Origin of the sequence: Noviherbaspirillum malthae (assembly GCF_015352985.1) — a bacterium.
Lineage (GTDB): Bacteria > Pseudomonadota > Gammaproteobacteria > Burkholderiales > Burkholderiaceae_D > Noviherbaspirillum > Noviherbaspirillum malthae.
On sequence record NZ_JACYXF010000009.1, the window covers coordinates 156,506 to 180,395 of the forward strand.

Genomic DNA, 23,890 nt, shown 5'->3' on the forward strand with positions numbered 1-23,890 from the left:
TTTCAAAATACGAACTGAACGGTAGATTCTCCACCGGCCTTCACATCGATGGTTTCCTTGTACGGCGCGAAGTCGCCGTTGCGCACCTCGATGCGATGCTTGCCGGGCGTGAGACTGATGGATTTGATCGGCGGGCTGATGCCGCGCTTGGCGCCGTCGACATAGATTTCGCCCCAGGGCTGGATCGCGAGATTGACGGTGCCGGGCTTGGGCGGCGGCGCTGCCGGCTCAGGCGGACGGGATGTCTTGTCGGCTGCCGGTGCCTCGGGGGCGGCCGGCGCCGTGACTGGCGAAACTGCGATCCGATTGCCTTGGATTTGCGCGGTCTCCGTCGTGTCTGGCTTCGTGCTCGCTGCTACAGGAGCGGATGCGGAAGGCGTGCCGGCGGAGGATTCCGTAGCGATGTCGGCGATCGTCGCAATGGCCGCCGCCTTCTCGTTGGCATCGCCGGCTTCCTTCGACGTGCTGGTCCACGACCAGGCGGCGCCGATCAGAACCAGGGCGCCGACGCCGGCCGCAATCAGGCCGTTGCGCGGCAGCCGTTTGTTTGCGGTTGAAGCGTCAGTTGGCGCTGCGGAGGCCGGGGATGCGGCAGCCGGCTTGCGGGCGGCGAACGCCGTATTGGCGGCGGCTTCCGGAATGGCGTCGTGCATGCCTGTGCTGCGCGCCCGCGAACGGTCGCGCAGCTTTTCCGCGAGGTTTTCATTGTCCTTGACCGGCCCGAAGCGATAGACCTCGTGTTCGCGCACATGCTTGTCATGACGCGTGCCTTCGTAGACGAACAGCTGCGTGTAGTCCCGGGAGAAGCGCGAGATGATGTCGTAATAGGAATGCGAGACCATCACCTGTCCCGGTTCGGAAAAGCTCATTACGCGCTGCGCGTCGTTGACGCCGTCGCCGATCATGTTGGTATGGCCGTTGATGTCGCGCACCATCTTCAGCGGGCCGAGATTGATGCCCATGCGCACGAATCCCGGTTCCCCGGCTTCGACGCCCATGGTTTCGATCGCATCGCGCAGCGACAGGGCGGTGAAGAGGGCGTCTTCGGGGTCGCCGAGGAAGGCAATTCCCGCACCGTCCCCGGTGTCGACCATGATCCGCTCGTTCGGTGCCACGTTCTGCACCGCATCGGCCAGCATGGCATTGAAGACTTCCTTCATTTGCAGCTGATCGGGCACGGTCCGGGTGGAATAGCCGACGATGTCGATGAACAGCACGCTGCCGATGAAGGTGCGGTTGAGTTGCTTCAGCATGGAGCCTGCGTCGTTCATAACCGTCGAATTGCCTTGAGGAAATAAGTGCAATTCTACCCCGTCGGCGGGGTTTATGAACCGCAATGCGGGTCTTCGGCGCTGAAATCAGCGTTTTTGCATCAGATTCGGCTGCAAGCGCTCATGGACGGCGCCATGGATTATCTGATTGGCAAGCCGTCGTCGAGCAGCGATTTCAGCAGCACCCTTCCGGTCTGCACCAGCGGTGCGGCACGATCGCAATGCCCAAGCTGATCGTCGAAGAAGATATGCGGCTTGAAGGCTGCCAGCACTTCGGACTTGGCAACGCCGCCCATGAAGAAGGTTTCGTCGATGGCGACATCCCAGGCGCGCAGCGTGCGAATGACCCGTTCATGCGCAGGCGAGGAACGGGCGGTGACGAGCGCCGTGCGGATCGGCGCGGAGCGGCCGTCGGCGGATTTGAAGTTGTTCTGTATATAGGACAGCGCCTTCAGCAGCCGGGCGAATGGGCCTTCGGGCAGGGGCTTGAGCGCGTTTTCCCGTTCATGGTTTTCAAAGGCTTCGATGCCTTGCTCCTGGAAGATCCTTTCCGATTCGTCGGAAAAGATGACGGCGTCGCCATCGAAGGCAATGCGGATCTGTTCCACTTCCTCCAAGGTGCTTTCCGGCTTCTGGTAGAGCAGGGCGGCGGACACGCCGGAATCGATGGCGGCCTGCACATCGTCCTCGTGCAGCGACAGGAACAGGCTGACATTGAACGCCCGCAGATAGGGCGCAAGCGAAGCGCCGCCGGACAGGACGGCGCGCGTGATATCGAGGCCGTAATGGCGGATCGAATTGAATATCCGCATCGATGTCTCCGACGAATTGCGGGACATGATGACGACTTCGACGAAGCGCTGGTCATGAACCAGGAGATTCAGTCGCAGCAGCGCGCGCACCAGCGCAAAGCCGGCGCCCAGTTTCAGGATTTCATTCTCATGTTCGATCTGGTGCTTGCGGTAGGCTTCCAGCCCCTGCGTGCGGAAGATGGCTTCCTCGGCCTCGAGGTCGAACAGCGCGCGCGAGGAAATGCCGACGACGAGGAGGTTATCAAGGGAGACAGGCATTGAATGTCTGGATGAGCAATGTGAATGGGCAGGCACCGCGCCGGGATGGTCTTTGCACTTCGCGCGTGGACCCGGCGTACATGAACAGCGGCGCACAAATGAAAAACGCACCTCGTAGGGTGCGTTGTCAATATACTCTGCTTCTTTCTTTTTGGTGCCCGGGGTCGGAATCGAACCGACACTCCTTGCGGAACCGGATTTTGAGTCCGGCGCGTCTACCAATTTCACCACCCGGGCAAACCTTGAACGGGCAATTCTGTTGCTGCCCGCCTTGATTCAATGATGCGTGCTGCGAAGTGCAACGCGCCGGGTATTATCTCCGATTTGCAGCAATCGAGCAACACATGGCGACCGTGTTCGCATTGTCATATCGGAATTGAAAGGCGTATCATCGCCTACTTCCCGTTATCCAATCCGCTACAACAATAATGAAGTCCGCCAAAATCCGCGAGATCGTTCTCGGCAAAGCACTCGATCCGATGAAGTCCGAGACGCGGCATTCTCTCGCGCTGGTCGCGTTCCTGGCCTGGGTCGGACTCGGTGCCGACGGCTTGTCATCCTCTGCCTATGGACCCGAGGAAACATTCCGCGCACTCGGTGAGCACAGCCATCTCGGCCTGTACATGGCTCTGGCCACCGCGATCACCGTCTTCATCATTGCGCTCGCCTATAACCAGGTGATCGAACTCTTCCCGACCGGCGGAGGCGGATACCGGGTGGCGTCCATCCTCGTCGGTCCCTACATGGGCCTGATCGCAGGATGCGCGCTGATACTGGACTACGTGCTGACGATCGCCATCTCGGTGGCCGCGGGTGTCGAAGCCCTGGCTTCGCTGCTTCCGCTCGGCTTCCACGCGTACAAGCTGCCGGCGGAAGCCTTCTTCATCGGCCTGCTGATCATTCTCAATCTGCGCGGCATGAAGGAAGCCATCCGCATCCTGCTGCCGATCTTCCTCGGTTTCGTCGTCACGCATTTCGCGCTGATCGTCTACGGCATCTTCGCGCATGCTTCCTTCCTGCCGGATCTCGTTCCCAGCACCCTGTCGGAAACCACCTCGCTCGCCAGCGACATCGGCTGGATCAGCGTTGCTGGCATGCTGCTGCTGGCCTACTCGCAGGGTGGCGGCACCTACACTGGACTGGAAGCGGTGTCCAACAACGTGAACATTCTGGCCGAGCCGCGCGTGCATACCGGCAAGATGACCATGATCTACATGGCGCTGTCGCTCGCCTTCACCGCCAGCGGCATCATCCTTTTGTACCTGCTCTGGGACGCAAAGCCGATCGAGGGACAGACCCTCAATGCGTCCACCTTCCGCGCCATCATCGAAAGCTTCGGCCTGGGCGCCTGGGCCAACCAGATCATGCTGACCGTCGTGCTTGCCTTCGAAGCCGGGCTGCTGTTCGTCGCGGCCAATACCGGCTTCCTCGGCGGGCCGGCGGTGCTATCCAACATGGCGTCGGATTCCTGGGTGCCTCATAAATTCCGCTATCTGTCCACGCGCTTGGTCACGCAGAACGGCATCCTGGTGATGGGCATCGCCGCGCTGGCCATCCTGCTCTGGACCGGCGGCAGCGTGACCTTGCTGGTCGTCCTGTATTCGGTCTCGGTATTCCTGACCTTTGCCATTTCGCTGTTCGGCCTTTGCCTTTACTGGTGGCGCCACCGCAACGAGAAGTTCTGGATGCGGCGCCTGTTCCTGTCGCTGCTCGGCTTCGTCATCTGCGCCAGCATCCTTGGCGTGCTGCTGGTCGAACGGTTCACCGAAGGCGCATGGGCCGCCGTGCTCATCATCGCCGCCATTGCCGGGTTGTGCATCTACATCCGCAATCACTACCGCGACACCAAGAACGCAATCCATTCGGTAGACCAGGTCTTCGCCAACCAGCCTTTCGGTCCGCAAGCCGGCCCCATTGATCCCGACCCCAACGATCAGACCGCGGTCTTCATCGTTGGCTCGTCGCGTGGCGGCGGCCTGCATGCCTTGCTGTGGGTGCAGCGCATGTTTCCAGGCCACTTCAAGAACTTCATCTTCGTCAACGCGCGCACCGTTGATGCCCATGCCTACGGCGGGGAAGGTGCGGTGGAACAGATGCGTGCCGAAGCCAACGCGACACTGAAGTTCTTCGTCGACTTCTGCCACAGCCACGGCATGGCGTCGGCTGCCTATCTCGGTTTCGGCACCGACGTGGTAGATGAAGTGACCAAGCTGTGCGAAACCATCAGCACCGATTATCCCAGCTCGATTTTCTTCACCAGCAAACTGATCTTCGAGCATGACAACTGGTTCATCCGCCTGCTGCACAACCAGGCGGCGCTTGCGATTCAGCGCAGGCTGCATTTCGAGAGTTTGCAGATGGTGATTCTGCCGATGAAGGTTTGAGTCTCCTATTCTCAGGCTTCAAACGTAAAAGGCCATGTCCCGGATATGCTCCGGGACATGGCCTTTTAACTTGCGCTCGCAAAAATTACTTGCGCTGGTTGCCGTGCTGGTCTTCCAGTCCGCGGCCCGTCTTGTGCTGCAGTTCATCGATGCGTTCCGAGGCTTGCGCCTTGGTGAGATCATCATCGATGTCTTCGTTGGCCTGTTCCGCCAAGGTCTTCAGATAGGACTTCTGCGCTCCGGTCATCGGTTCGTCGCCTGTGGTCCAGTTTTTCGGATCCTTGATCATGTTGCTGTCCTGAGCGTTGTCCTGAGTCTGCTTGTCCATTGCTTTCTCCATTAAAAGACGCGGGAAGATGCGACTGCGTTATGCCGCATTGAAATGCCATGCGGCGTGCGGTCATCCGTCTCTTAATGACTGTATATAAATACAGTAGTTCCTGGCTGACCAGCCGTTCAAGGCATAGATTATTCCTATTGGCAGAGGGAGGCGGCGTTCAAATCCGCAGTCGAAAAGCCCAACGCCTATAATGTGGCCGAGGCGTACTTTGCCCATGTGAAACACCAACAAGGAAAAGCATCATGAAACAGCAAGGCTGGACCATCATCCAGACAATGATCGTTCTGCTGATTGCAGGCCTGATCGGCGCCTATGCGGTCAGTTACGTCATCGACAAGCGCTGCGAAGAGGATCCGTCCCGTTCCATCTGCAGCCAGCCGCGCTGATTGCATTTCGTTCTTCAATGCTCCTGCGGCAGTTCCTCGCGAACGGGTGCAGGAGCAGGAGTCGCCGCAGGTTTTTTCTCCCTCCCGAACAGGCGCTTGAGCAGATGCTCGAGGTCGTCGATATAGGTATACACCGCCGGTACCACCAGAAGGCTGAGCAGCGTTGAGGTGATCAGGCCGCCGATGACGGCGGTGGCCATCGGGGAGCGGAAGCTGGGATCGGCGCCCCATCCCATGGCAAGCGGCAGCATGCCGGCGCCCATGGCGATCGTCGTCATCACGATGGGCCGGCTGCGCTTGTGGCAGGCATCGACCAGTGCCTCGAAGCGGCTCATGCCGGTAAAGCGTGCCAAAATCGCATAGTCCACCAGCAGGATGGAGTTTTTCGTCACGATCCCCATCAGCATGATCAGGCCGATCATCGAAGGCATCGACAGCGCCTTGCCGGTCAGCAGCAGTGCGACGAAGGCACCGCCGATCGACAGGGGCAGGGCTGCAAGGATAGTGACGGGCTGCATGAAGTCCTTGAACAGCAGCACCAGAACTCCATAGATGCAGAGCACGCCGATCAGCATGGCAATGCCGAAGCTGGCGAACAGTGCCTGCATTTCCTGGGCGTCGCCCAGTTCGGCAATCCTCACCGAAGGCGGCAGGTTCTTCATCGAGGGCAGGGCGCGCGCTTCGGCATTGAGTTCGCCGAGCGCGCGGCCGCCGAGTTCGACCTCCAGGATCACGTTGCGGCTGCGGTTGAGACGGTCGATCTGCGCCGGGCCGCTGTCGATGCCGACGTCGGCGACGTTGTCGAGCATGACCGGTCCGTTCCGGCCGGGCACGGTCAGGCGTTCGATCGACGCCAGATCGGCGCGCACCGCATCCGGCAGCTTGACGCGGATCGGCACCTGACGTTCCGACAGGTTGAGCTTGGGGAGCGAGATGTCATAGTCGCCGGCGGTGGCCACGCGCACGGTCTCTCCGATGCTCGCCGCCGTGACGCCAAGGTCGGCTGCTCTCGCGAAATCCGGGCGAACGATGATTTCCGGCCGCACCAGCGAAGCGCTGGAACTGACATTGCCGATGCCCTGCAGGGTGCGCAGCTCGCGCTCCACCTTTTGCGCCGACTGCAGCAGGGCAACCGGATCTTCGCTGCGCAGCACCAGCTGCATCTTGACCCCGGTATCAGGCGGGCCGACGTTGAAGCGCGCGCCCGGAATATCGGCGAGCCGCTGGCGCAGCTGAGTTTCAATGGCCTGCAGCGATTCCTCGCGCTCGGTGCGGTGCGTGGTGGTCAGCGTCAGCACCGCGCGCCGGGCTTCGGCCGTGGCGCCGGGGGCAAAGGCATCGCCGCTCGAGCCGCCGCCGATCGAACTGAACACGCTTTCTATGCCCTTGACCTGCATCGCCGCCAGCCTGGCCTGTTCGGCGACGACACGGGTTTCGGCAAGGGCGCTGCCGGGCGGCAGCTCGATATTGATCTGCGTCTGGCTGCGGTCCGCCGGCGGCACGAAGCCGGTCGGCAGCAGCGGCACCAGCGCGAGCGACGCAAAGAAGAACACGCCGGATGCAATCGCGGTGAACAGCCGGTGGCGCAGGCACCATTGCATGGTGGCGAGATACCTGCGCATGATCCAGCCATCCTTCTGTTCCACGTGCTTGGCCGGCTTGAGCAGGTAGGCAGCCATCATGGGCGTGAGCAGTCGGGCGACGACCAGCGAAGCAAGAATGGCGATTACCGCCGTCCAGCCGAACTGCTTGAAGAACAGTCCCGGAATGCCGCCCATGAAGGCCGTCGGCAGGAACACCGCGACCAGTGCGAAGGTCGTCGCAATGACCGCCATCCCGATCTCGTCGGCCGCTTCCAGCGCCGCCTGCATCGGCGTCTTGCCCATGTGAAGATGGCGCGCAATGTTTTCGATTTCCACGATCGCATCGTCGACCAGCACGCCCACCACCAGCGCCAGCGCCAGCAGCGTCACCGTATTGAGCGTATAGCCGAAATAGGACAGCCCGAGGAAGGTCGGAATGACGGACAGGGGCAGGGCGGCGGCGGCCACCAGCGTCGCGCGCCAGTCGCGAAGGAACCACCACACCACCAGGATTGCCAGCAGCGCGCCTTCATAGAGCAGGTGCATCGAGCCGTCGAAGTTTTCTTCCACCGGCTGCGCATTGTCGATCACCTGCTTGAGCGCGATGTTGGGATGGGCCTGCTGCAATTCTGCGATGGCCGCCTGGGCGCTGCGGGCTACCGTCAGTTCGCTGGCGCCCTTGGTGCGGAAGATTTCGAAGGCCACCACCTTGCGTCCGTCCTGCGTGGCCTCGGAACGCTGTTCGGCGATGGTATCGGTGACGGTGCCGACTTCGCTCAGGCGCACATGCCGGCCATCGGCCAGTGGAATGTCCATTGCTCCCAGTTCCTGCGCGGTCTTGACCGTGGCGATGGTACGCACTGCCTGTTCGGCGCCGCCGACATCGCCGCGGCCGCCTGGCGCTTCCTGCTGCACCAGCCGGATCTGGCGCGAGACGTCGACGGCCGACACGCCGAGCGCGCTCATGCGGGCGGGATCGAGCTCGACGCGGATTTCGCGCGTGACGCCGCCGATGCGCTTGACCGCGCCGACGCCCTGTATCGACAGCACGCGTTTGGTAACGGCATTGTCGACAAACCAGCTCAATTCCTGCATGTCGAGCTGGCTGTCGGAACCGGGCGTGGCATTGACCACATAAGTCAGTACCGCCCGGCCCGAGGTCGGGTTCTTGGCGATGGTCGGATCGCGCAGCTCGCTCGGCAAATCGGCCCGTACACGCGCGACTGCATCGCGCACGTCATTGACCGCGTCCGAAATCTGCTTTTCCAGGATGAACTCGACGGTCAGCTGCACTTCGCCGTCGAGCACCTTGGTGTAGATGTTCTTGATGCCCTGCACCGACGCGACCGAATCCTCTATCTTTCGTGCGACTTCGGTCTCGAGCTGGGCGGGGGCCGCGCCGGGCAGCGCGGCGTTGACGATCACGATCGGCAGTTCGATATCGGGAAAGTCCTGGACAGCGTTGCTGCGATAGGCCAGCAGGCCGGCCAGCGTCAGCAGGGTGAACAGCATGATTGCCGGGATCGGATTCCGGATGGAGAGAGCGGAAAAGTTCACTGGCGATCCTTACTTCGAGGACGGATTGACGACCTTGACCAGATCGCCGTCGTTCAGGAAACCGGCGCCGCTGCCCACCAGCACGGCATCGCCGGCAAGGCCTTCCAGGATCTCGACGCGGCCCGAAAGGCGCCGGCCGGTCTGCACCTTGATCTGGCTGACACGGTTGTCCTGGTTGACGCGGAACACGTAGCTGAAACCGTCCCGCACCACCACCGACTGCTGCGGCACGGTCAGCGCCTTCGAACTGCCGAGATCGAATTCGCCGCGCGCAAACATGCCGGCCTTGGGCGGCGCGGCGTCGTCGGACACCTGGGGCAGATCGACATAGACCAGCGCGATGCGTGTCTGGGGATCGACGGTCGGCGCAAACTTGCGCACGCTGCCCTTGATCTGGGTGCCGTTGGCGGCGGTGATCAGCGCACGGGTGCCGGTCTTGAGGCGGCCGAGTTCGGAGGAGGTGACTTCGGCGCGCCACTCCAGCCGCCCCTGGCGGATCAGGCGGAACAGTTCGGTGCCTGCCGGTACCACCGCGCCGACCGTAGCGCTGCGCGATGAAATCACGCCGTCGTCGGGCGCCAGCAGGCGGGCCTGCTTCAGGCGCAGTTCCTGCGCCGCGAGCGTCGCCTTGGCGGCTTCCACCCTGGCTTTCGCGGTTTGCTCGGTGGTCAGGTACTGGTTGATCTGCTGCGTGCTCAGGGCGCCGGTTTCGGTCAGCGTGCGCGCCCTTGCCGCATTGGCGGCGGCATCGGCTGCATTGGCCTGCGCTTCGAGCAGGGCCGCGCGCGCCTGGGCGACGTCGGCCTTGCCGGTTTCCTCTGCAAAGGTGGCAAGGATCTGTCCTGCCTTGACCCGGTCGCCGACGTTTACGCGCACATCAGTCAGCCGCAGTCCGTTGGATTCGCTGCCGACGATGGCTTCTTGCCAGGCGGCGATGTTGCCGTTGGCGACCAGTTTCAGCGGTGCATCGATGTTTTCGGGCTTGACCGTGGTGACGGTCAGCGCCGCCTTGGGCTGGGCGGCCGCGCTCTTGTCTTCCGCAGCACCGCGCTTGCCGGAAAGAAGAGAGGCGGCAGTGAGTGCAATGACGGCGAGCGTGGCTGCGGCGATCAGGGCAAGCGTGACGGGTTTGAGTTTCAGGCGTTTCATCGGGAATGATTTCGTTTGCGATCGTTCGTCGTTCTTGAGCAGGCCATAGGCCATCAGGGTGCGGCACGTGCCGCCTGGACCGGGTCCGCGTTCCAGCCGCCGCCGGCGGCGCGATAGAGGGAGATCCAGGCGGCGATGCGTTCCTGCTGCAGCGACGCCAGCGCGAGCTCGGCGGCCAGGCGCGTGCGCCTCGATTCTTCCAGCTCCACCAGGCTGGCCAGGCCGCCCTTGTAACGGGCTTCCGTGGCATTGAATGAAGCGCGGTAGCCTTCGACAGCGGTGCGCGCATCTTCGCTGCGAGATGCGGTGCTTTGCAGCCGCACCAGCGCTTCCTCGACTTCCCGTACCGCCTGCCTGACTTGCGCGCGGTAGCGGATGACCACATCGTCATAGCGGGCTTGCGCCACTTCGATGTTGGCCGTCCGCCGGCCGCCGTCGAACAGGGGAACGGACAATGACAGCGGACCCACCGACCAAGTGTTCAGATCGGTCTCGACGCCGCCGGTGCGGAAGCGGATCGCGCTGACCGAACCGCTCAGGCTCAGGCGCGGAAAGCGCTGGGCCAATGCCGCACCTGCCTCGGCACTGGCGGCGGCGACTTCGCGTTCGGCATTGAACACATCCGGGCGCTGCGACAGCACGGCGGCCGGCAGGCGGTCGATGGACAGCGCCAGATTGTCGGGCAGGGTCGAAGGCGTCGCCAGGCGCTGGCGCAGGTCGGCTTCCGGCAGCGCGGTCAGCGCCGTCAGGGCCTTGATGTCGATGTCGCATTGCGCCTGCTGCTGGGTCGCGCGGTTGCTGCCTTCGGCCGCGCTGGCGCGGGCGAGTGCGGCATTGGCCGGCGACTGAAAGCCGGCGTCCATGGCGAGCTGCGCCAGTCTTGCCGTCTCGGCGCGGGATTGCGCATCCGAGCGGGTAATGGCCAGCAGGAATTCGCAGGTGCGCAACTGGTAATACAAGCTGGCGGTTTCCGCCGCCACCGACACCCGCGCTTCATGCCAGGCGGCCTGCGCGCCTTCGAGGCGAGCCGTGGCTGCATCGCGGGTGGCGGCATTGGCGCCGAACACGTCGATTTCCCATGCGGTCTGCAATCCCGCCTGCAGCGCAGTACCTGTCGGAGTCGGGGGCTGCGAGCGGGCCCGGGTGGCGCTCAGCGCACCATCCAGCGTCGGCAGCAGTGCGGCGCCGGCTGCAACGCGGGAAGCGCGCGCCTGGCTGATGCGTGACGCCGCCGCTGAAATCGTCGGGCTTGCCTGCTGCGCCGCTTCCAGGAGATAGGGCAGCAGAGGATCGTCGGTCTGTTTCCACCAGTCGGCAAGACCCGCCAGCGTGCCGCCATGCGGCAATCCGGGTGCGGCAGAGGCCGAGGCCGGCTGGTTTGCAGTCCCCGGCAGGGCAGCGTTCCAGGCTGCCGGACCCATGGCATCCACCCGAGCCGGCGGCGCATGCACGGCACAGCCGGCAAGCACGGCTGGAAGGAAGGCGAGGACGATGATTCTGTGAATCTTCATTGAATCCATTCCATGGAATTGGGTGCCGGAGCGGCGCAACTTGGGCAGGCACTACTTGGCAAGACGGCAGAATCCGGCGCAAAACATCGCCATGTTAGCGGTAATGCCGGCCTGCGGCTATGGATGTGATGTCATGGTTGCAAGCCTGCGCGCATCATCGGCTGGCCTGCCGTTGCACGACGCGCAAGTACCAAAGCAATCCGGCGGCAACCAGCCCGAGGCTGGCGCTGTTGCCGAGCCAAAACCCGGCGGCGCCATGCAGGAAGGGCGGGCTGATGCCGAAGGGATCAAGGCCGAGCAGGTAGCCGCCGCCTAGCCCGATGCCCCACAAGGCCACCGCATAAATCAGCGTCGGCACCACGGCCACCTTGTAGGCGCGCAGCACGAAGGCGGTGGTGACTTGCACCGAATCGAAAAGCTGATAGAAGGCGATGAAGAAAAACAGCGGCAGCGCGGCGGCGATCACCGTCGCGTCCGGCGTATAGGCGCGCACGATCAGGTCGCGCAATATCCAGACTACGGCGCCGATCGTCACCGACAGGACAGCCGACAGCCGGATGCCGGCGTAGCCGATGCGGCGCGCCTGTTCCAGGTTGCGCGCGCCGATGGCCTGCGCCACCAGCGTGCCCGTCGCATTGGCGATCGACAGCGGAATCATGTAGAGCACGGTGGCAAAATTGGCGGTGATCTGATGCCCCGCCACCGCATTCGCACCGAGGCGCGCAATGAACAGCGCCATGAAGGTGAAGGCCGTGACTTCGATCAGGTAGCTCAGGCCCATCGGAATGCCCAGCCTGAGCAGCTCGCGCTGCGCCGTCCAGCGGGGCAGGACGAAGCCGGTGCCGAACAGACCGTAGCTGCGGTAGGATTTGTCGGTGCGGACAATCACGGCTCCGCACAGGAATATCATCCACGACACCGTCGCGGTGGCGACGGCGCAGCCGGGGCCGCCCATTTCCGGTATGCCGAAGCCGCCGAAGATGAACAGCGCATTGGCCGGCACCTTCAGCGCAAGACCGGCCACCTGCAGGGCCATGACCATCTTCGGCCTCCCGATCGCGGTATTGAGTGATGTATAGAGACGGAAGCCCATGGTGGCGGGCAGGGCGAATGCCAGGACCTGGAGGTAGAGCGTCGCCTTGTCGTTCAGCTCTGGCGAGGCATGGGCCACCGACATCAGCGGTTGCGGAAAGAGCAGGGCAAGGCAGCCGGCGGCGGCAAGGAACAGTGCCAGCCACACCCCCTGCTTCATTTCAAAGCCGATCCGATCGTGGCGGCCGGCGCCGAACAATTGGCCGATCACCGGAGAAATCGCGGCCAGCACGCCGTTGAGTCCGACGAAGATGCTGACATAGACCGAGGCGCCGATGGCCAGCGCGGCCAGGTCGAGCGAGGAGTAGCGGGAAGTCATCGCCGTGTCGATCACGCCGTTGGCGATGACCGCCAACTGGCCGACCAGCAGCGGCCACGCCAGCGAGACGATGCGGCGGGTATGGGTTGGGGAACGGGGTTTGTTCAATTCATCCTTTGGAACAGGCGGTAGCGTTCATTGCGGTCGGCCGGGCGCCTTCCCTCCCACAAGAGACGCCACTGCGCGCCGCCGTAACGCAGGGTCTTGACGTTGTCCTTGCCGCGGTGATTGTCCTGAAACAGGAGAAACTCGCATCGGGCATCGCGGAAACCCGAGAAGGGCACGCCGCCGAAATAGGCGAAGGAACTGCGCTGCGCCGGACCCACGTTCGTATCGACGCAGTACTGTCCTTGCGGCAGGTTCTCTGCAAGCTGCCGGGCGACGCCCGCATAGCTTTTTCCATAATTGATCCATGGCAGCCAGAGTGTCATCAGCAGCAGCCAGCACAGGATGATGCCGCCCGACGACAGGACGACCGCCCGCCAGAGCACCGACGGCCGGCGCGACACGCGCCAGTGCACCAGGAAGAACCAGCCTATCGTGGCCGACGCCGCCATCAGGAAGGTGATCGCGCTGAATTCCGGCTTGAATCCCGGCGCCAGCTTGAATGCATTTTTGGCAAGCCATGCCGGCCATCCGGTCTGCTTGGCAACCCAGCCCAGCCAGATGAAGGCCGCGCAGGTCGTCAGCGTCATGACCGAGAACCAGTCGACCGCATTGATGGCGCCGCGTTTCATCGTCGGCAGGCCGAATGCGGCAAGAATCGCCAGCGGAGGCAGCATGGGCAGCAGCACACCCTCATCGGTACGCGTATGGAACAGCGCCAGCAGCAGGAAAGCGAGGAAGAAGGTCAGCGGCAGCGTGATGTGCGGTGCCTGATACTGGCGCCGCCATGCATAGACGGCCCAGCCTGCGAACGGCCATGCCGGCCAGGCGAACCAGATGACGTTCTTGAAGAAATAGCGCAGCGACTGAAACGACGGCAGGCTGATCTGGTGATAATTCCAGAGCATCCAGGCGTCGAACGGCGAACTGTTGAACGGGCGCACGATGCTGCTGACGACCAGCCACGGGCTCGCGACCAGCAGGGTCACGGGCAGCGTAACAAGGGTCAGGCGCCAGACGATGGGATGATCGCGGAACGAGGCCAGCGTCAGCAGGCCCAGCCAGACGGCGAGCGGGACCACCCAGCCGCGCGTGAGGACCAGGAGGCCCAGCGCCAGGCCAAGGAAGGCGGCGGTGCGGATCGAGCAGGACTCGAACAGCCGGGTCGCCGCATACATGGACACCGCCACCATGGAAACCTGCAGGGCCTCGGTGCTCGTGCTGTGGGTGTGCAGCAGCAGGCCGAGGCAGCCCAGGAAGATCAGCAGCGCGCCGTCAGCCAGCGTACGCCCGTAGTCGCTCGGCTCGGGCTGGCCGCCGAACGCCAGGCGCAGGGGCTGGGCCTCGGGCCGCCGGCCCAGCAGATAAGTGGTGTACCAGACCGCCATCGAGCCGGCCAGGAAAAAGGCGCCGGATGCAATGCGCGCGGCCAGCGGAGCGCCCACCAGCCAGCCGAACAGCTTGATGCAGATCGCGCCGACCCAGTAGGCCAGCGGTCCTTTTTCCGCCGATGGAAAGCCGACGATGTGCGGCCACAGCCAGTCCTCCAATGCGCCGTTGGCCATGGTCCACATGATGCCGAAGCCGGCTGCGTCATCGTTCTTCCACGGGTCGCGTCCGATCAAGCCGGGCACGATATAGAGAAGACACAAGCCAAACAGGGCCCAGCGAGGAAGTGCGTTGGTAGCGGCGGCGGGAAGTCTGACTGGCTTCATGTAGGAAACAGGGATCTTATTGTCGCGTCGGTTGATGGAGCCTTGCCGCCATGGAACTTGCCATGAAGGCATCGGCTGACGCCGTTATTGAAGTCGCCGTCATTGTGCCGGAAAAGCATGGGCGATGCTGCCGGAAAAACAAAAAAGGCAGCCGAAGCTGCCTTTCCGCGGAGCGAGCAGGAATTAAGCGCCTGCTGCCTGAGTCTTGGAACCGCGGTTGCCGAACTTCTGGCGGAATTTTTCCACGCGGCCGGCGGTATCGACGATCTTGTGCTTGCCGGTGTAGAACGGGTGGGAATCTGCAGTGACTTCAAGCTTCACCAGCGGGTATTCCTTGCCGTCCAGAGTGATCTTTTCCTTGGTGTGGATCGTGGAGCGGATGACGAACTTGGCGTCGTTGGACATGTCCAGGAACACGACTTCACGATAGTCCGGATGGATATTCTCTTTCATATTTGCCTCGGTAGTTTAGGTAGCCAATCGGCACTTCGTCGGTCGTCTTGCTTCTTGACCCGATTGCCGGTCACTTGCCTGGGGTGAAAAACCAGCGATTATACAATTAAATCTGTCTGTCCCAAAAGGGTGATCTTTCTTTCTCTTTTCTCTTTGTTGCCTTCAGTGCAATAAAATTTTAGTATTTTTATTAAGCATTTATTAATCTTGATGCTTCTTTTTCGATTGGAGCATCAGAATGGTTTGGCAGTACAGCCCAGCGAAGCGGACAGCTGCGGCGCAAAAACGAGATGTGGGCGCGCGGATATTCCGGCAAAGGGGCGGGAAAGAACAATCCCGCAATGGAGCAGGTACGCAATATCGGTCCCATACCTCGTGGCCATTATCGAATCGGACGTCCTTATCAAAGCGAATCGAAAGGCCCGCATGTCATGAATTTGGATCCTGGTGGCCATGCCGCGCATGGACGGACACTGTTTCGCATTCATGGCGACAGCCGCATGAGTCCCGGCACGGCTTCCGAGGGATGCATCATCTTGCCGCGCCATGTGCGTGCCCAGATTTCGGCAAGCGGCGACATTGATCTGGTGGTTGTCGAATGAACGTGCGATCCATCTGCCAACGTATCGCGAATCTGGCCATACTCTTTCTCGTGAACTCTGCTGCGCATGCCGCATCGCCCGACCCCTCGGCCCTCCTTGCGGAAATGAATGTCACTGGTGCAAGGCAAGTCATTGCCCGTCTCAATGCCAAGCCGAATCCCAATGATTGGGATGCCGTCGTCGGACAGATCCGATCCGGCCGATCACCATGGCTTGATGTTGCCGGGGGACTGGCACGCGAGGCCGATGCAGGCGCCGCCTCCGATCTCAAGATATCGCTGGCTTACGCGCTGACAAAAAATCCTAGAGGTGTCCTCAAGCTGGCCGGGAGTCAGGACTTCCTGAAGATAGAAGAGCTCTGCGGCGCACCATTCATTGAACCGACGGATAAATTTTTACGGCGCTATCTGGCGCAGGCAAAGCGGGCGGTAGGGGAGGTGCACGGTCCGCAGTGGAAAAGCCGGAAAGCTGCATGCATGGCGCAGCTTGAAAATGCTGAAACGCAATTGCGTGCGGCACGCATGGCTGGTAAATAAGTCACCTGGGTTCAGGCCAAAAAACAAAAGGCGCATGCAATGCATGCGCCTTCTTCACTGGTCCCTCTACTGCAAGAGGGACCTGAATCCTGAATATCGATCAGCTGCCGCCGCGGCGCATCATGTCGAAGAACTCCAGGTTGTTCTTGGTGGACTTCATCTTGTCGAGAATGAATTCCATCGCCTCGATCTCGTCCATGCCGTACAGCAGCTTGCGCAGCACCCAGATCTTCTGCAGCTGGTCGGGCTTGATCAGCAGCTCTTCGCGGCGGGTGCCCGACTTGTTGAGGTTGATGGCCGGGTAGACGCGCTTCTCGGCGAGGCGGCGCTCCAGGTGGACTTCCATGTTGCCTGTACCCTTGAATTCCTCATAGATCACGTCGTCCATGCGGCTGCCGGTTTCGATCAGGGCGGTGGCGATGATGGTCAGCGAGCCGCCTTCCTCGACGTTGCGGGCCGCGCCGAAGAAGCGCTTCGGACGCTGCAGCGCATTGGCGTCGACACCGCCGGTCAGCACCTTGCCGGAGGCCGGGATCACGGTGTTGTAGGCGCGCGCCAGACGGGTGATCGAATCGAGCAGAATGACCACGTCGCGCTTCATCTCGACCAGACGCTTGGCCTTCTCCAGCACCATCTCGGCGACCTGCACGTGGCGCGTGGCCGGCTCGTCGAAGGTGGAGGCGACCACTTCGCCGCGCACCGAACGCTGCATCTCCGTCACTTCCTCGGGACGTTCATCGATCAGCAGCACGATCAGCACGGTATCCGGATGGTTGGTCGTGATGGCGTGCGCGATATGCTGCAGCATCACGGATTTGCCGGATTTAGGCGACGCCACCAGCAGGCCGCGCTGTCCGCGGCCGATCGGGGCGATCATGTCGATGATGCGGCCGGTGATGTTTTCCTCGCCGCGCATTTCGCGTTCGAGATGCAGCAGCTTGTTCGGATGCAGCGGCGTGAGATTTTCGAACAGGATGCGATGCTTGGACGCTTCCGGCGGTTCGCCGTTGACCTTGTCCACCTTCACCAATGCAAAATAGCGCTCGCCGTCTTTCGGGGTGCGGACCTCGCCTTCGATGGAATCGCCGGTGTGCAGGTTGAAACGGCGAATTTGCGAAGGGGAAATATAGATGTCGTCGGTCGATGCCATGTAGCTCGCATCGGGCGAGCGCAGGAAGCCGAAGCCGTCGGGCAGCACTTCGAGCGCGCCGTCGCCGAAGATCTGCTCGCCAGCCTTGGCGCGCTTCTTCAGGATGGCAAACATCAATTCCTGCTTGCGCAGACGGGCGGCGTTGTCGATTTCGAGACCGATGGCCATGTCCAGCAGAGCCGAGACGTGCAGCGCCTTGAGTTCAGATAAATGCATAGTGAATTTCCCGGGATGGGAGATAAAAGGTGGGGGAGGGAACTGCGAGGATTGTTAGTTGTTAATGTAATTGCGAATGCGGAGCGGCGGTACGAACGCACCGCCGCATAACGATCAGATGTTGCTGTCGATGAACGAAGTCAGCTGGCCTTTGGCCATGGCGCCGACCTTTTGAGCTGCCGGTACGCCGTTCTTGAACAGAATGAGAGTCGGGATGCCGCGGATACCGAATTTTGCAGGCACTGCCTGGTTGGCGTCAACATCCATCTTTGCGATTTGGATCTTGCCGTCGTATTCCTTGGCAACTTCTTCCAGGATGGGGGCGATCATCTTGCAGGGGCCGCACCATTCCGCCCAGAAATCGACGAGAACAGGCTTGTCGGACTTGAGTACGTCCGAATCGAAAGATGCATCGGTAATATATTTGATATTTTCGCTCATGGTTTCCTCGGAAGAGGTTCAAAGGTATTGAATCAGACAGACGCCTGCGACTGATTGTTCTTGCCCGATCCCGTTGACTACGATGTCCGGAATTGCAATAAGCAAGTGGAGACGTCATTGCATGAATTCAAGCCCGATGACGGCGGCGCAAGACGTAGTGCGGCGGGAAGTTGGGTAAATCATAACCGATTTTCACAAAAAGTGTAGACGGCCCCTGCTTTTCCGCGGGCGGTGCGGAAGGCGCCTTCGCAAGGTGTTCCTCCGCTGCGGTCCTTGGTCATGCCAATGCAGCAATACCGCAATTTCTGCTGTCTATATGACTGTCTTTGAATTGCCTGCGGGCCGAATGTTCCATGTCCATCATGTCGTCTCCGACCATGCCGCTGCTGCCGTCCGCCGACGGCTGGGACCGGCTTGCGCGTGCGCTGGCGGAACACGACATCGTTCGCAATGCCTGCCCCCTGCCCGGGAACTATTCCGGCCTGCGAATCGTGGTGCCGAGAAGCGCGCATGCGCAATTGCTTGAGGCCGGTCTCGCCGCGCATGCGCAATACGGCTTCATCGCGCCGCGCATCACCACGCTGCCGGACTGGCTGGCGCAGCTGTCGCCCGAGTTTGCCAGGCGGCAGGCCGTTGCGCCGGACGCCCGGATGGTACGCACTGCCGCGCTGTACGCCGAAATGCGCCGTCATCCCTGGCTGCAGCGTCTTTTCCATGCACAGCGCAATACCGATCTGCTGCCGGTGGCGCAGTCCCTGCTCAAGCTGTTCGACGAGCTGAGCGAAACCCTGCTGCCTTCCATGCAGACGGATGCCGATGCGTCGGACGCCGAATGGCGAACGGCGCTGGAGAGCTTGTCCATGCCGGCGCAGGGCATGTTGTCCGATGAAGCGCGGCTGGTCTGGACTCTCTGGCAAGGCCAGCTCGCCGCGGACGACTCCGCATCGATCAGTCTGGCCCGGATCAGGCGTCTTGCCGGCATCGCCGATGCTCCCCTGGTATGGATCGACGAGGGCTCGCCACAGCCTCTGCACGACGTTCTTCTCGAAGCCTATGCCGAGCGCTTCCCTGTGCTGCGCGTGATGCCTGACTGGCGCCAAGGTGTGCTCGCTCCCGCTTACGCCGCGGCATGGCCGGAGACGCTGGATGACGTTGAAGCAGAGCAGGGTACAGTCGCGGGGCATGCCGATCCTGCGGCATCGGTCTTCCTGTATCCGGCGCGCAGCCTCGAAGACGAAGCCCGGCATGCCGCGCAGACCGTGGTGCAATGGATGCAGGAAGGCAAGACGCGCATTGCCGTCGTTGCCCAGGACCCTGCCGCGGCGCGAAGGACGAAGGCGCTGCTCGGCCGTGCCGGCCTCATTGTTTCCGACGCAACGGAAAGGAAACTGGCCGCCACCCGCCCGGCGGCAATGCTTGCCGCCTTGCTGGATGTGGCGGCGAGCCGCGCGGAAGTATTTGCCCTGCTTGACCTGCTGAAATGTCCCGGCCTGTGTGCGGACCTGCCCGACAAGGCCGAACTCGTGATCGACATAGAACTTGCACTGCGCCGCGCCAATGTGCCGGGAGGCTGGCATGCCGTACTGGGTGCGGTGGCAAGGCAGGCCCGGGCGCGCATGCTGCTGTTGCGTGTCGCCGGGCAGGCCTGGCGTTTTGCCGGCCGAAAGACGGTGCGCGGCTGGGCACGCCTGACTGCGGACGCGTTGCATACGCTCGGCATGCGTGAGGCCATCGACGCCGATGCAGCCGGCATGCGGCTCGCAGCCATGCTGGACAAGCTTGCGCATGAAGAGTCCGGCCCCGGTTCGCGAGCAAGGTTCGGCTTGGCGGAGTGGCGGGCCATGCTCGGGATGCAACTCGATTCAACAACTTGCCCTGAAGTCGACGGCGATGCCCGAGTGACGATGCTGCCGCTGCACGGTACGTGCTTGCGGCGTTTCGACGCAGTCGTCATGGTCGGCGCCGATGCCGCGCATCTGCCCAGGGCTGCAGAAGAGACGCTTCCCTTCGCCGGAACCGTGCGGCGAGAGCTGGGCTTGACGGCGCATGAAGTGCAGCAGCGCATGCAGCTTCGCCACTTTGCCGAATTGCTGAATGCCAATCCGGAGGTTGTACTTTGCTGGCAGGCTGTCCGCAATAGCGAGCCCAATGCCGCGAGTCCATGGATAGAGCGCCTGCGGCTCGCGCTTGAACAGAACGGCAAGCGCTCGCTGCCTATACATCATGTGGTCTTTCCCGAACAGCGGCTGCGTGCAGAACCGCCGAGCCAGCCGATGCCGGCCGCGCCCGACCTGTTGCCCGGCATGCTTTCCGTACAGGCCTATCACAGCCTGATCGCCTGCCCCTACCAGTTTTTCGCGACCCGCATGCTGGGCCTGGCGCCTCTTGAGGAATTGAATCCGCTGCCGGAAAAGCGGGATTATGGCGGCTGGCTGCATGCCATCCTCAAGACCTATCATGAAACGGTCCGCGATAATGCGGTCGGAACGGAAGCACGGGAGAGCCTGTTGCGCGACATTACGGAACAGGTATTCAAGGACGCGCTGACGCCTGGCGCGGAGGCGCCCGGGGCGCTGGTGCTGGGTTATTACGCCCGCTGGAAGAAAGCCATTCCCGCCTATCTGGAATGGGCCGGCGAGCGCGAGGCCGGCGGCTGGCGCTTCGTCTTCGGCGAGCAGATGCTTGAAAAGGTGCTGGAGTGGGAGGGCGGCCAGGTTGTCCTGCGCGGCAAAGTCGACCGCATCGACGAACACCCTGACGGTTCCCGGGCCATCCTCGATTACAAGGCGCAACGCCTGCCTGTGCTGCGCGACAAGCTGAGAGACGGCGAGGATCATCAGCTCGCGTTCCGCGCGGTGCTGTCGGACGTGCCGGTGACCGCCGGACATCTGGTAGCACTGGAAACGAATAAAAGCAGGACCGGCGATGCGGCGGCGGAACAATTCATCGAATGGCAGGAGCGGCTCGAAGGCCAGATCGTCCGCAACATGCAGGCGATTGCCGGCGGCGCAGGCTTGCCCGCGACGGGCATTGAACGGATCTGCGTGCATTGCGAAGTACGGGGCTTGTGCCGCAAGGGGGCCTGGTGAGAGCAGATCCACCGCCATCCTTGTATTCCCATGAAGCCAATGGTGCCGCCGTCGATGCCGCGGATTTCATCGGCCGCGCCTGCGACCCGGCGCGCTCGGCGGTGGTCGAGGCTTGCGCAGGCAGCGGCAAGACCTGGCTGCTGGTGTCAAGGATGCTGCGTCTCCTGCTGGCGGGCGCCGCGCCGTCGCAGCTTCTGGCCATTACCTTTACCCGCAAGGCAGCAAGGGAAATGCGCGAGCGCCTGATGCAGCTGCTGCATGAGCTTGCAGTGCAACCGGAGCCGGAAGCCTGCAGGCTGCTGCTCGAGCGCGGCGTTCCCGAATCACGGCTGCCGGAACTCCTGCCCATGGCGCGCAAGCTCTATCAGCAGGTATTGTCGAGCCCGCAGGGCATGTCCATCGACACTTTCCATGGCTGGTTCGCCAAGCTGCTGCAGGCGTCGCCGCTGGCATCGGACGTGCCGCATCCCTACACCCTGGCCGAAAACACCGGCGAGCTGCGCAGGGAAGCCTACCTCAGGTTCATGCAGTCGCTCGACCGGCCCGAACAGGCCGATGCGCGGCAGGCATTGTTCTCTCTGTATGAAATGGCCGGCGACCGAAACGCCCGGCAGCTGCTCGATGCCTTCATCGACAAGCGCGCCGAATGGTGGGCGGCATGCGGTATTCATTGCGCCGGCGATGCTTCGCGTCCTCTTTCCTGGCTGCATGAGCTGTGCGGAACCGATGCCTTGCGCGATGCGCGCCTCGGCCTCTGGGACGATGTTGCGCTGATCGGGCGCATTCATGAAGTGGCCCGGCTGCTTGCGGCCGGAGGCAAGCGCAACCGGGACAGGGCGGAGGCCATCAGGCAGGCACTCGCAGGCGATGCATCTCCCGCAGGCTTCAGCCGCCTGCTCACGCAGTTCTGCGATGAAAGGCGACAGCCGCGCGGCAATGATGCAAGGCACGGCGGACTGCAAGGTGCACTGCAAGACCGCTTCGGTCCTGACGGCGTGGAGGTCTTTCGTAATGAATTCACCGCCATTGCGCACGCGCTGCATGCACTGGAGCGACGCGCAGGCGAACCCCGCGTACTCGCATTGAACCAGCATCTGTTCAAGCTCGGCCCGGCTTATCTTGCTCACTACCAGGCGGTGAAGGCAGAGCAGCGGATGCTCGACTTCGGCGACCTGGAATGGCATGCCTACCGTCTGATGACCAGCGAGGAGTACGCGGCGTATCTGCAGAGCCGGCTCGATGCCCGCTACCGCCACATCCTGCTGGATGAATTTCAGGATACCAATCCGCTCCAATGGTGCATCCTGCGGGCCTGGCTCGATGCCTATGGCGGCGATGCCGAGCCGCCGAGCGTATTCATCGTGGGTGATCCCAAGCAGTCCATCTACCGGTTTCGCCGTGCGGAGCCGCGCGTCTTTGCCGCCGCGCGGGACATGCTGGCGCACGGCGGCGCAGACGTGCTGCGGACCAGCCAGACGCGGCGCAATGCCGGTTCAATCGTCGATGTGCTGAATACCGTGTTCGCAAACAATCCGGCTTACGCACCGCATACCACCCTGAACGGGCAAAGCGGCGCGGTGTGGAGGCTGCCGCTGGCGCAGGGCGACAGGCCGGCTGCAGGTCATGCTGCCGCATCCGCTCCGATCAGGCTGCACGATCCGCTGACCGACGAGCGGCAGGAGGATGAAGACACGCGCCGGCTCAACGAGGGCAGGGCGGTGGCGTCAGCCATCTGCGCCGCGATGCAGGACATGGCACGACGCACCGGCCGTCCGGCGCGCTGGTCGGATGTGATGGTCTTGGTGAGGAAGCGCACTCACTTGAATGCCTACGAAAATGCGTTTCGCATGGCAGGCGTTCCCTTCGTATCGGAGCAGCAAGGCGGCCTGCTTGCCTCGCTTGAAGCAGCCGACCTGATGGCGCTGCTCGATTTCCTGGTCATGCCGGCTGACAGCCTTGCGCTGGCACAGGTATTGAAAACGCCCATCTTCGGCGCGTCGGACGAGGATCTGATCCGCCTTGCACGCTGCGGCGGCGACAGCGGACGGTACTGGTGGCTGCGCCTGCAGGAATGCGCAGCCGATCCCGTCTGCACATCGCCCGCACTGCGGCGGGCGGCGGTCCTGCTGGCCGAGTGGCAGCAGGCTGCCATCAGTCTGCCCGTGCATGAACTGCTGGACCTGATCGTGCATCGGGGAGAGCTGGTGCAGCGCTATGCCGCAGCCGCAGCTCCGGCGATGCGCCCGCAGGTGACCGGCAATATCGACGCCTTCGTGGAACTCGGACTGCGCTTCGATGACCGGCCTTGTTCCAGCCTGCCGAAGTTCATACGCAGCCTGCGCCTGCTCCAGCAAGGCGAGGATGCAGAGGCACCCGCAGAAGCTGCGGTCGGCAGCATGCAGGACGCGGTGCGCATTTCCACGATTCACGGCGCCAAGGGACTGGAAGCGTCCATCGTGGCGTTGGTCGATGCCAATCACAGCCAGGTGCCGCGCGACGATGCCGGCATTCTTTGCCAATGGCCCCTGCATGCAGATGAGCCGACGCATTTCTCCTGCTACGGCCGCAGCGATGAACGCGGCGCCGCGCGCGATGCCCTGTTCGCGGAAGAGGAGCGGCTTCGGCAGCAGGAAGACTGGAATCTGCTGTACGTCGCAGCAACCCGCGCCAGTGAATTATTCATCGTCAGCGGCGTGGCCGGCCTGCGCGGCGCGTTGGCCGACGGTTGCATCGAGGGAAGCTGGTATCACCGGTTCGGGTTTGTTCCGGAAGTCGATATCGGCCCTTCAACCGCTGCGGATGATGGCAAGTCTGGAAGCGCTGGGGAATTCACACTTGCCGTGTTCGATCCTCAACCAATGCCTTTGCCGAAAAGGTCGTGAATGCCGTGCCGACTGCCGGTGACGGAGGCCTGCGGCGGT

The 23,890-nt window shown here is 62.6% G+C and carries 17 protein-coding genes and 1 tRNA gene; 6 read left to right on the forward strand and 12 right to left on the reverse strand.

Annotation, left to right across the window (positions count from 1 at the left end; all coding sequences use genetic code 11):
• Positions 1-2: 2 nt before the first annotated feature.
• From IGW03_RS14660 to IGW03_RS14670, 3 genes are all read right to left on the reverse strand, one after another.
• Entirely contained in the window at positions 3-1,253 is a 1,251-nt protein-coding gene (locus IGW03_RS14660; RefSeq protein WP_194723303.1) for an adenylate/guanylate cyclase domain-containing protein, read from the reverse strand.
• A 158-nt stretch (positions 1,254-1,411) separates the two neighbouring features.
• Positions 1,412-2,341, reverse strand: a complete 930-nt coding sequence (locus tag IGW03_RS14665; protein ID WP_194723304.1) for a 5'-nucleotidase — start codon at positions 2,339-2,341, stop codon at positions 1,412-1,414.
• Between the two features lie 152 nt (positions 2,342-2,493).
• Positions 2,494-2,578 (reverse strand) — tRNA-Leu (locus tag IGW03_RS14670).
• A 191-nt stretch (positions 2,579-2,769) separates the two neighbouring features.
• On the opposite strand from IGW03_RS14670, the gene IGW03_RS14675 reads away from it, so the two are divergent.
• Positions 2,770-4,725: an APC family permease gene (locus IGW03_RS14675; RefSeq protein WP_194723305.1), complete on the forward strand. Its 1,956-nt coding sequence runs from the start codon at positions 2,770-2,772 to the stop codon at positions 4,723-4,725.
• A gap of 85 nt (positions 4,726-4,810) precedes the next feature.
• On the opposite strand, the gene IGW03_RS14680 is transcribed toward IGW03_RS14675, so the two are convergent.
• Positions 4,811-5,053 carry a DUF3072 domain-containing protein gene (locus IGW03_RS14680; RefSeq protein WP_194723306.1) on the reverse strand — a complete coding sequence of 81 codons (243 nt, stop codon included), beginning with the start codon at positions 5,051-5,053 and terminating at the stop codon, positions 4,811-4,813.
• 254 nt (positions 5,054-5,307) lie between these two features.
• On the opposite strand from IGW03_RS14680, the gene IGW03_RS14685 reads away from it, so the two are divergent.
• Complete coding sequence (locus IGW03_RS14685) at positions 5,308-5,451, forward strand: type II secretion system protein (protein WP_194723307.1); 144 nt, start codon at positions 5,308-5,310, stop codon at positions 5,449-5,451.
• A gap of 14 nt (positions 5,452-5,465) precedes the next feature.
• Here the strand turns inward: IGW03_RS14685 and IGW03_RS14690 are convergent, their stop codons facing one another.
• The 6 genes from IGW03_RS14690 to IGW03_RS14715 form a co-directional block, all read right to left on the reverse strand.
• Positions 5,466-8,591, reverse strand: a complete 3,126-nt coding sequence (locus tag IGW03_RS14690; RefSeq protein ID WP_194723308.1) for an efflux RND transporter permease subunit — start codon at positions 8,589-8,591, stop codon at positions 5,466-5,468.
• Positions 8,592-8,600: 9 nt separating this feature from the next.
• Entirely contained in the window at positions 8,601-9,740 is a 1,140-nt protein-coding gene (locus IGW03_RS14695) for an efflux RND transporter periplasmic adaptor subunit (protein ID WP_194723309.1), read from the reverse strand.
• Between the two features lie 53 nt (positions 9,741-9,793).
• Complete coding sequence (locus IGW03_RS14700; RefSeq protein WP_194723310.1) at positions 9,794-11,251, reverse strand: efflux transporter outer membrane subunit; 1,458 nt, start codon at positions 11,249-11,251, stop codon at positions 9,794-9,796.
• Between the two features lie 154 nt (positions 11,252-11,405).
• Positions 11,406-12,770 carry an MATE family efflux transporter gene (locus IGW03_RS14705; RefSeq protein WP_194723311.1) on the reverse strand — a complete coding sequence of 455 codons (1,365 nt, stop codon included), beginning with the start codon at positions 12,768-12,770 and terminating at the stop codon, positions 11,406-11,408.
• Positions 12,767-14,482, reverse strand: coding sequence for an ArnT family glycosyltransferase (locus tag IGW03_RS14710; RefSeq protein WP_194723312.1), 1,716 nt, complete (start codon positions 14,480-14,482; stop codon positions 12,767-12,769). The genes IGW03_RS14705 and IGW03_RS14710 overlap by 4 nt, the downstream gene beginning before the upstream one ends.
• 183 nt (positions 14,483-14,665) lie before the next feature.
• Entirely contained in the window at positions 14,666-14,935 is a 270-nt protein-coding gene (locus tag IGW03_RS14715) for a type B 50S ribosomal protein L31 (RefSeq protein ID WP_194723313.1), read from the reverse strand.
• A 341-nt stretch (positions 14,936-15,276) separates the two neighbouring features.
• Between IGW03_RS14715 and IGW03_RS14720 the strand changes: the two genes are divergently transcribed.
• Together IGW03_RS14720 and IGW03_RS14725 are read left to right on the forward strand one after the other, a co-directional pair.
• Positions 15,277-15,537, forward strand: coding sequence for a tlde1 domain-containing protein (locus IGW03_RS14720; protein ID WP_267253478.1), 261 nt, complete (start codon positions 15,277-15,279; stop codon positions 15,535-15,537).
• On the forward strand, positions 15,534-16,073 hold the full coding sequence (locus IGW03_RS14725) for a hypothetical protein (RefSeq protein ID WP_194723315.1): 540 nt from the start codon (positions 15,534-15,536) through the stop codon (positions 16,071-16,073). The genes IGW03_RS14720 and IGW03_RS14725 overlap by 4 nt, the downstream gene beginning before the upstream one ends.
• A 100-nt stretch (positions 16,074-16,173) precedes the next feature.
• Here the strand turns inward: IGW03_RS14725 and rho are convergent, their stop codons facing one another.
• Positions 16,174-17,439: a transcription termination factor Rho gene (gene rho / locus IGW03_RS14730; protein WP_194723316.1), complete on the reverse strand. Its 1,266-nt coding sequence runs from the start codon at positions 17,437-17,439 to the stop codon at positions 16,174-16,176.
• Positions 17,440-17,553: 114 nt separating this feature from the next.
• The gene (gene trxA, locus IGW03_RS14735) at positions 17,554-17,880 is read right to left on the reverse strand and encodes a thioredoxin TrxA (RefSeq protein ID WP_151637054.1); all 327 of its coding nucleotides are present in this window, start codon (positions 17,878-17,880) and stop codon (positions 17,554-17,556) included.
• A gap of 353 nt (positions 17,881-18,233) precedes the next feature.
• On the opposite strand from trxA, the gene IGW03_RS14740 reads away from it, so the two are divergent.
• Positions 18,234-20,969, forward strand: coding sequence for a PD-(D/E)XK nuclease family protein (locus IGW03_RS14740; RefSeq protein ID WP_194723317.1), 2,736 nt, complete (start codon positions 18,234-18,236; stop codon positions 20,967-20,969).
• On the forward strand, positions 20,966-23,851 hold the full coding sequence (locus IGW03_RS14745) for a UvrD-helicase domain-containing protein (protein WP_323744975.1): 2,886 nt from the start codon (positions 20,966-20,968) through the stop codon (positions 23,849-23,851). The genes IGW03_RS14740 and IGW03_RS14745 overlap by 4 nt, the downstream gene beginning before the upstream one ends.
• Positions 23,852-23,890: the final 39 nt, after the last annotated feature.

Excerpts from the sequence above, each read along its gene's own strand:
- rho (WP_194723316.1), bottom strand. The coding sequence starts at position 17,439 with ATGCATTTATCTGAACTCAAGGCGCTGCACGTCTCGGCTCTGCTGGAC.
- IGW03_RS14720 (WP_267253478.1), top strand. The coding sequence starts at position 15,277 with ATGGAGCAGGTACGCAATATCGGTCCCATACCTCGTGGCCATTATCGA.
- IGW03_RS14725 (WP_194723315.1), top strand. The coding sequence starts at position 15,534 with ATGAACGTGCGATCCATCTGCCAACGTATCGCGAATCTGGCCATACTC.
- IGW03_RS14685 (WP_194723307.1), top strand. The coding sequence starts at position 5,308 with ATGAAACAGCAAGGCTGGACCATCATCCAGACAATGATCGTTCTGCTG.
- trxA (WP_151637054.1), bottom strand. The coding sequence starts at position 17,880 with ATGAGCGAAAATATCAAATATATTACCGATGCATCTTTCGATTCGGAC.
- IGW03_RS14695 (WP_194723309.1), bottom strand. The coding sequence starts at position 9,740 with ATGAAACGCCTGAAACTCAAACCCGTCACGCTTGCCCTGATCGCCGCA.
- IGW03_RS14740 (WP_194723317.1), top strand. The coding sequence starts at position 18,234 with ATGTCCATCATGTCGTCTCCGACCATGCCGCTGCTGCCGTCCGCCGAC.
- IGW03_RS14715 (WP_194723313.1), bottom strand. The coding sequence starts at position 14,935 with ATGAAAGAGAATATCCATCCGGACTATCGTGAAGTCGTGTTCCTGGAC.
- IGW03_RS14700 (WP_194723310.1), bottom strand. The coding sequence starts at position 11,251 with ATGAAGATTCACAGAATCATCGTCCTCGCCTTCCTTCCAGCCGTGCTT.
- IGW03_RS14680 (WP_194723306.1), bottom strand. The coding sequence starts at position 5,053 with ATGGACAAGCAGACTCAGGACAACGCTCAGGACAGCAACATGATCAAG.
- IGW03_RS14660 (WP_194723303.1), bottom strand. The coding sequence starts at position 1,253 with ATGCTGAAGCAACTCAACCGCACCTTCATCGGCAGCGTGCTGTTCATC.
- IGW03_RS14675 (WP_194723305.1), top strand. The coding sequence starts at position 2,770 with ATGAAGTCCGCCAAAATCCGCGAGATCGTTCTCGGCAAAGCACTCGAT.
- IGW03_RS14710 (WP_194723312.1), bottom strand. The coding sequence starts at position 14,482 with ATGAAGCCAGTCAGACTTCCCGCCGCCGCTACCAACGCACTTCCTCGC.
- IGW03_RS14665 (WP_194723304.1), bottom strand. The coding sequence starts at position 2,341 with ATGCCTGTCTCCCTTGATAACCTCCTCGTCGTCGGCATTTCCTCGCGC.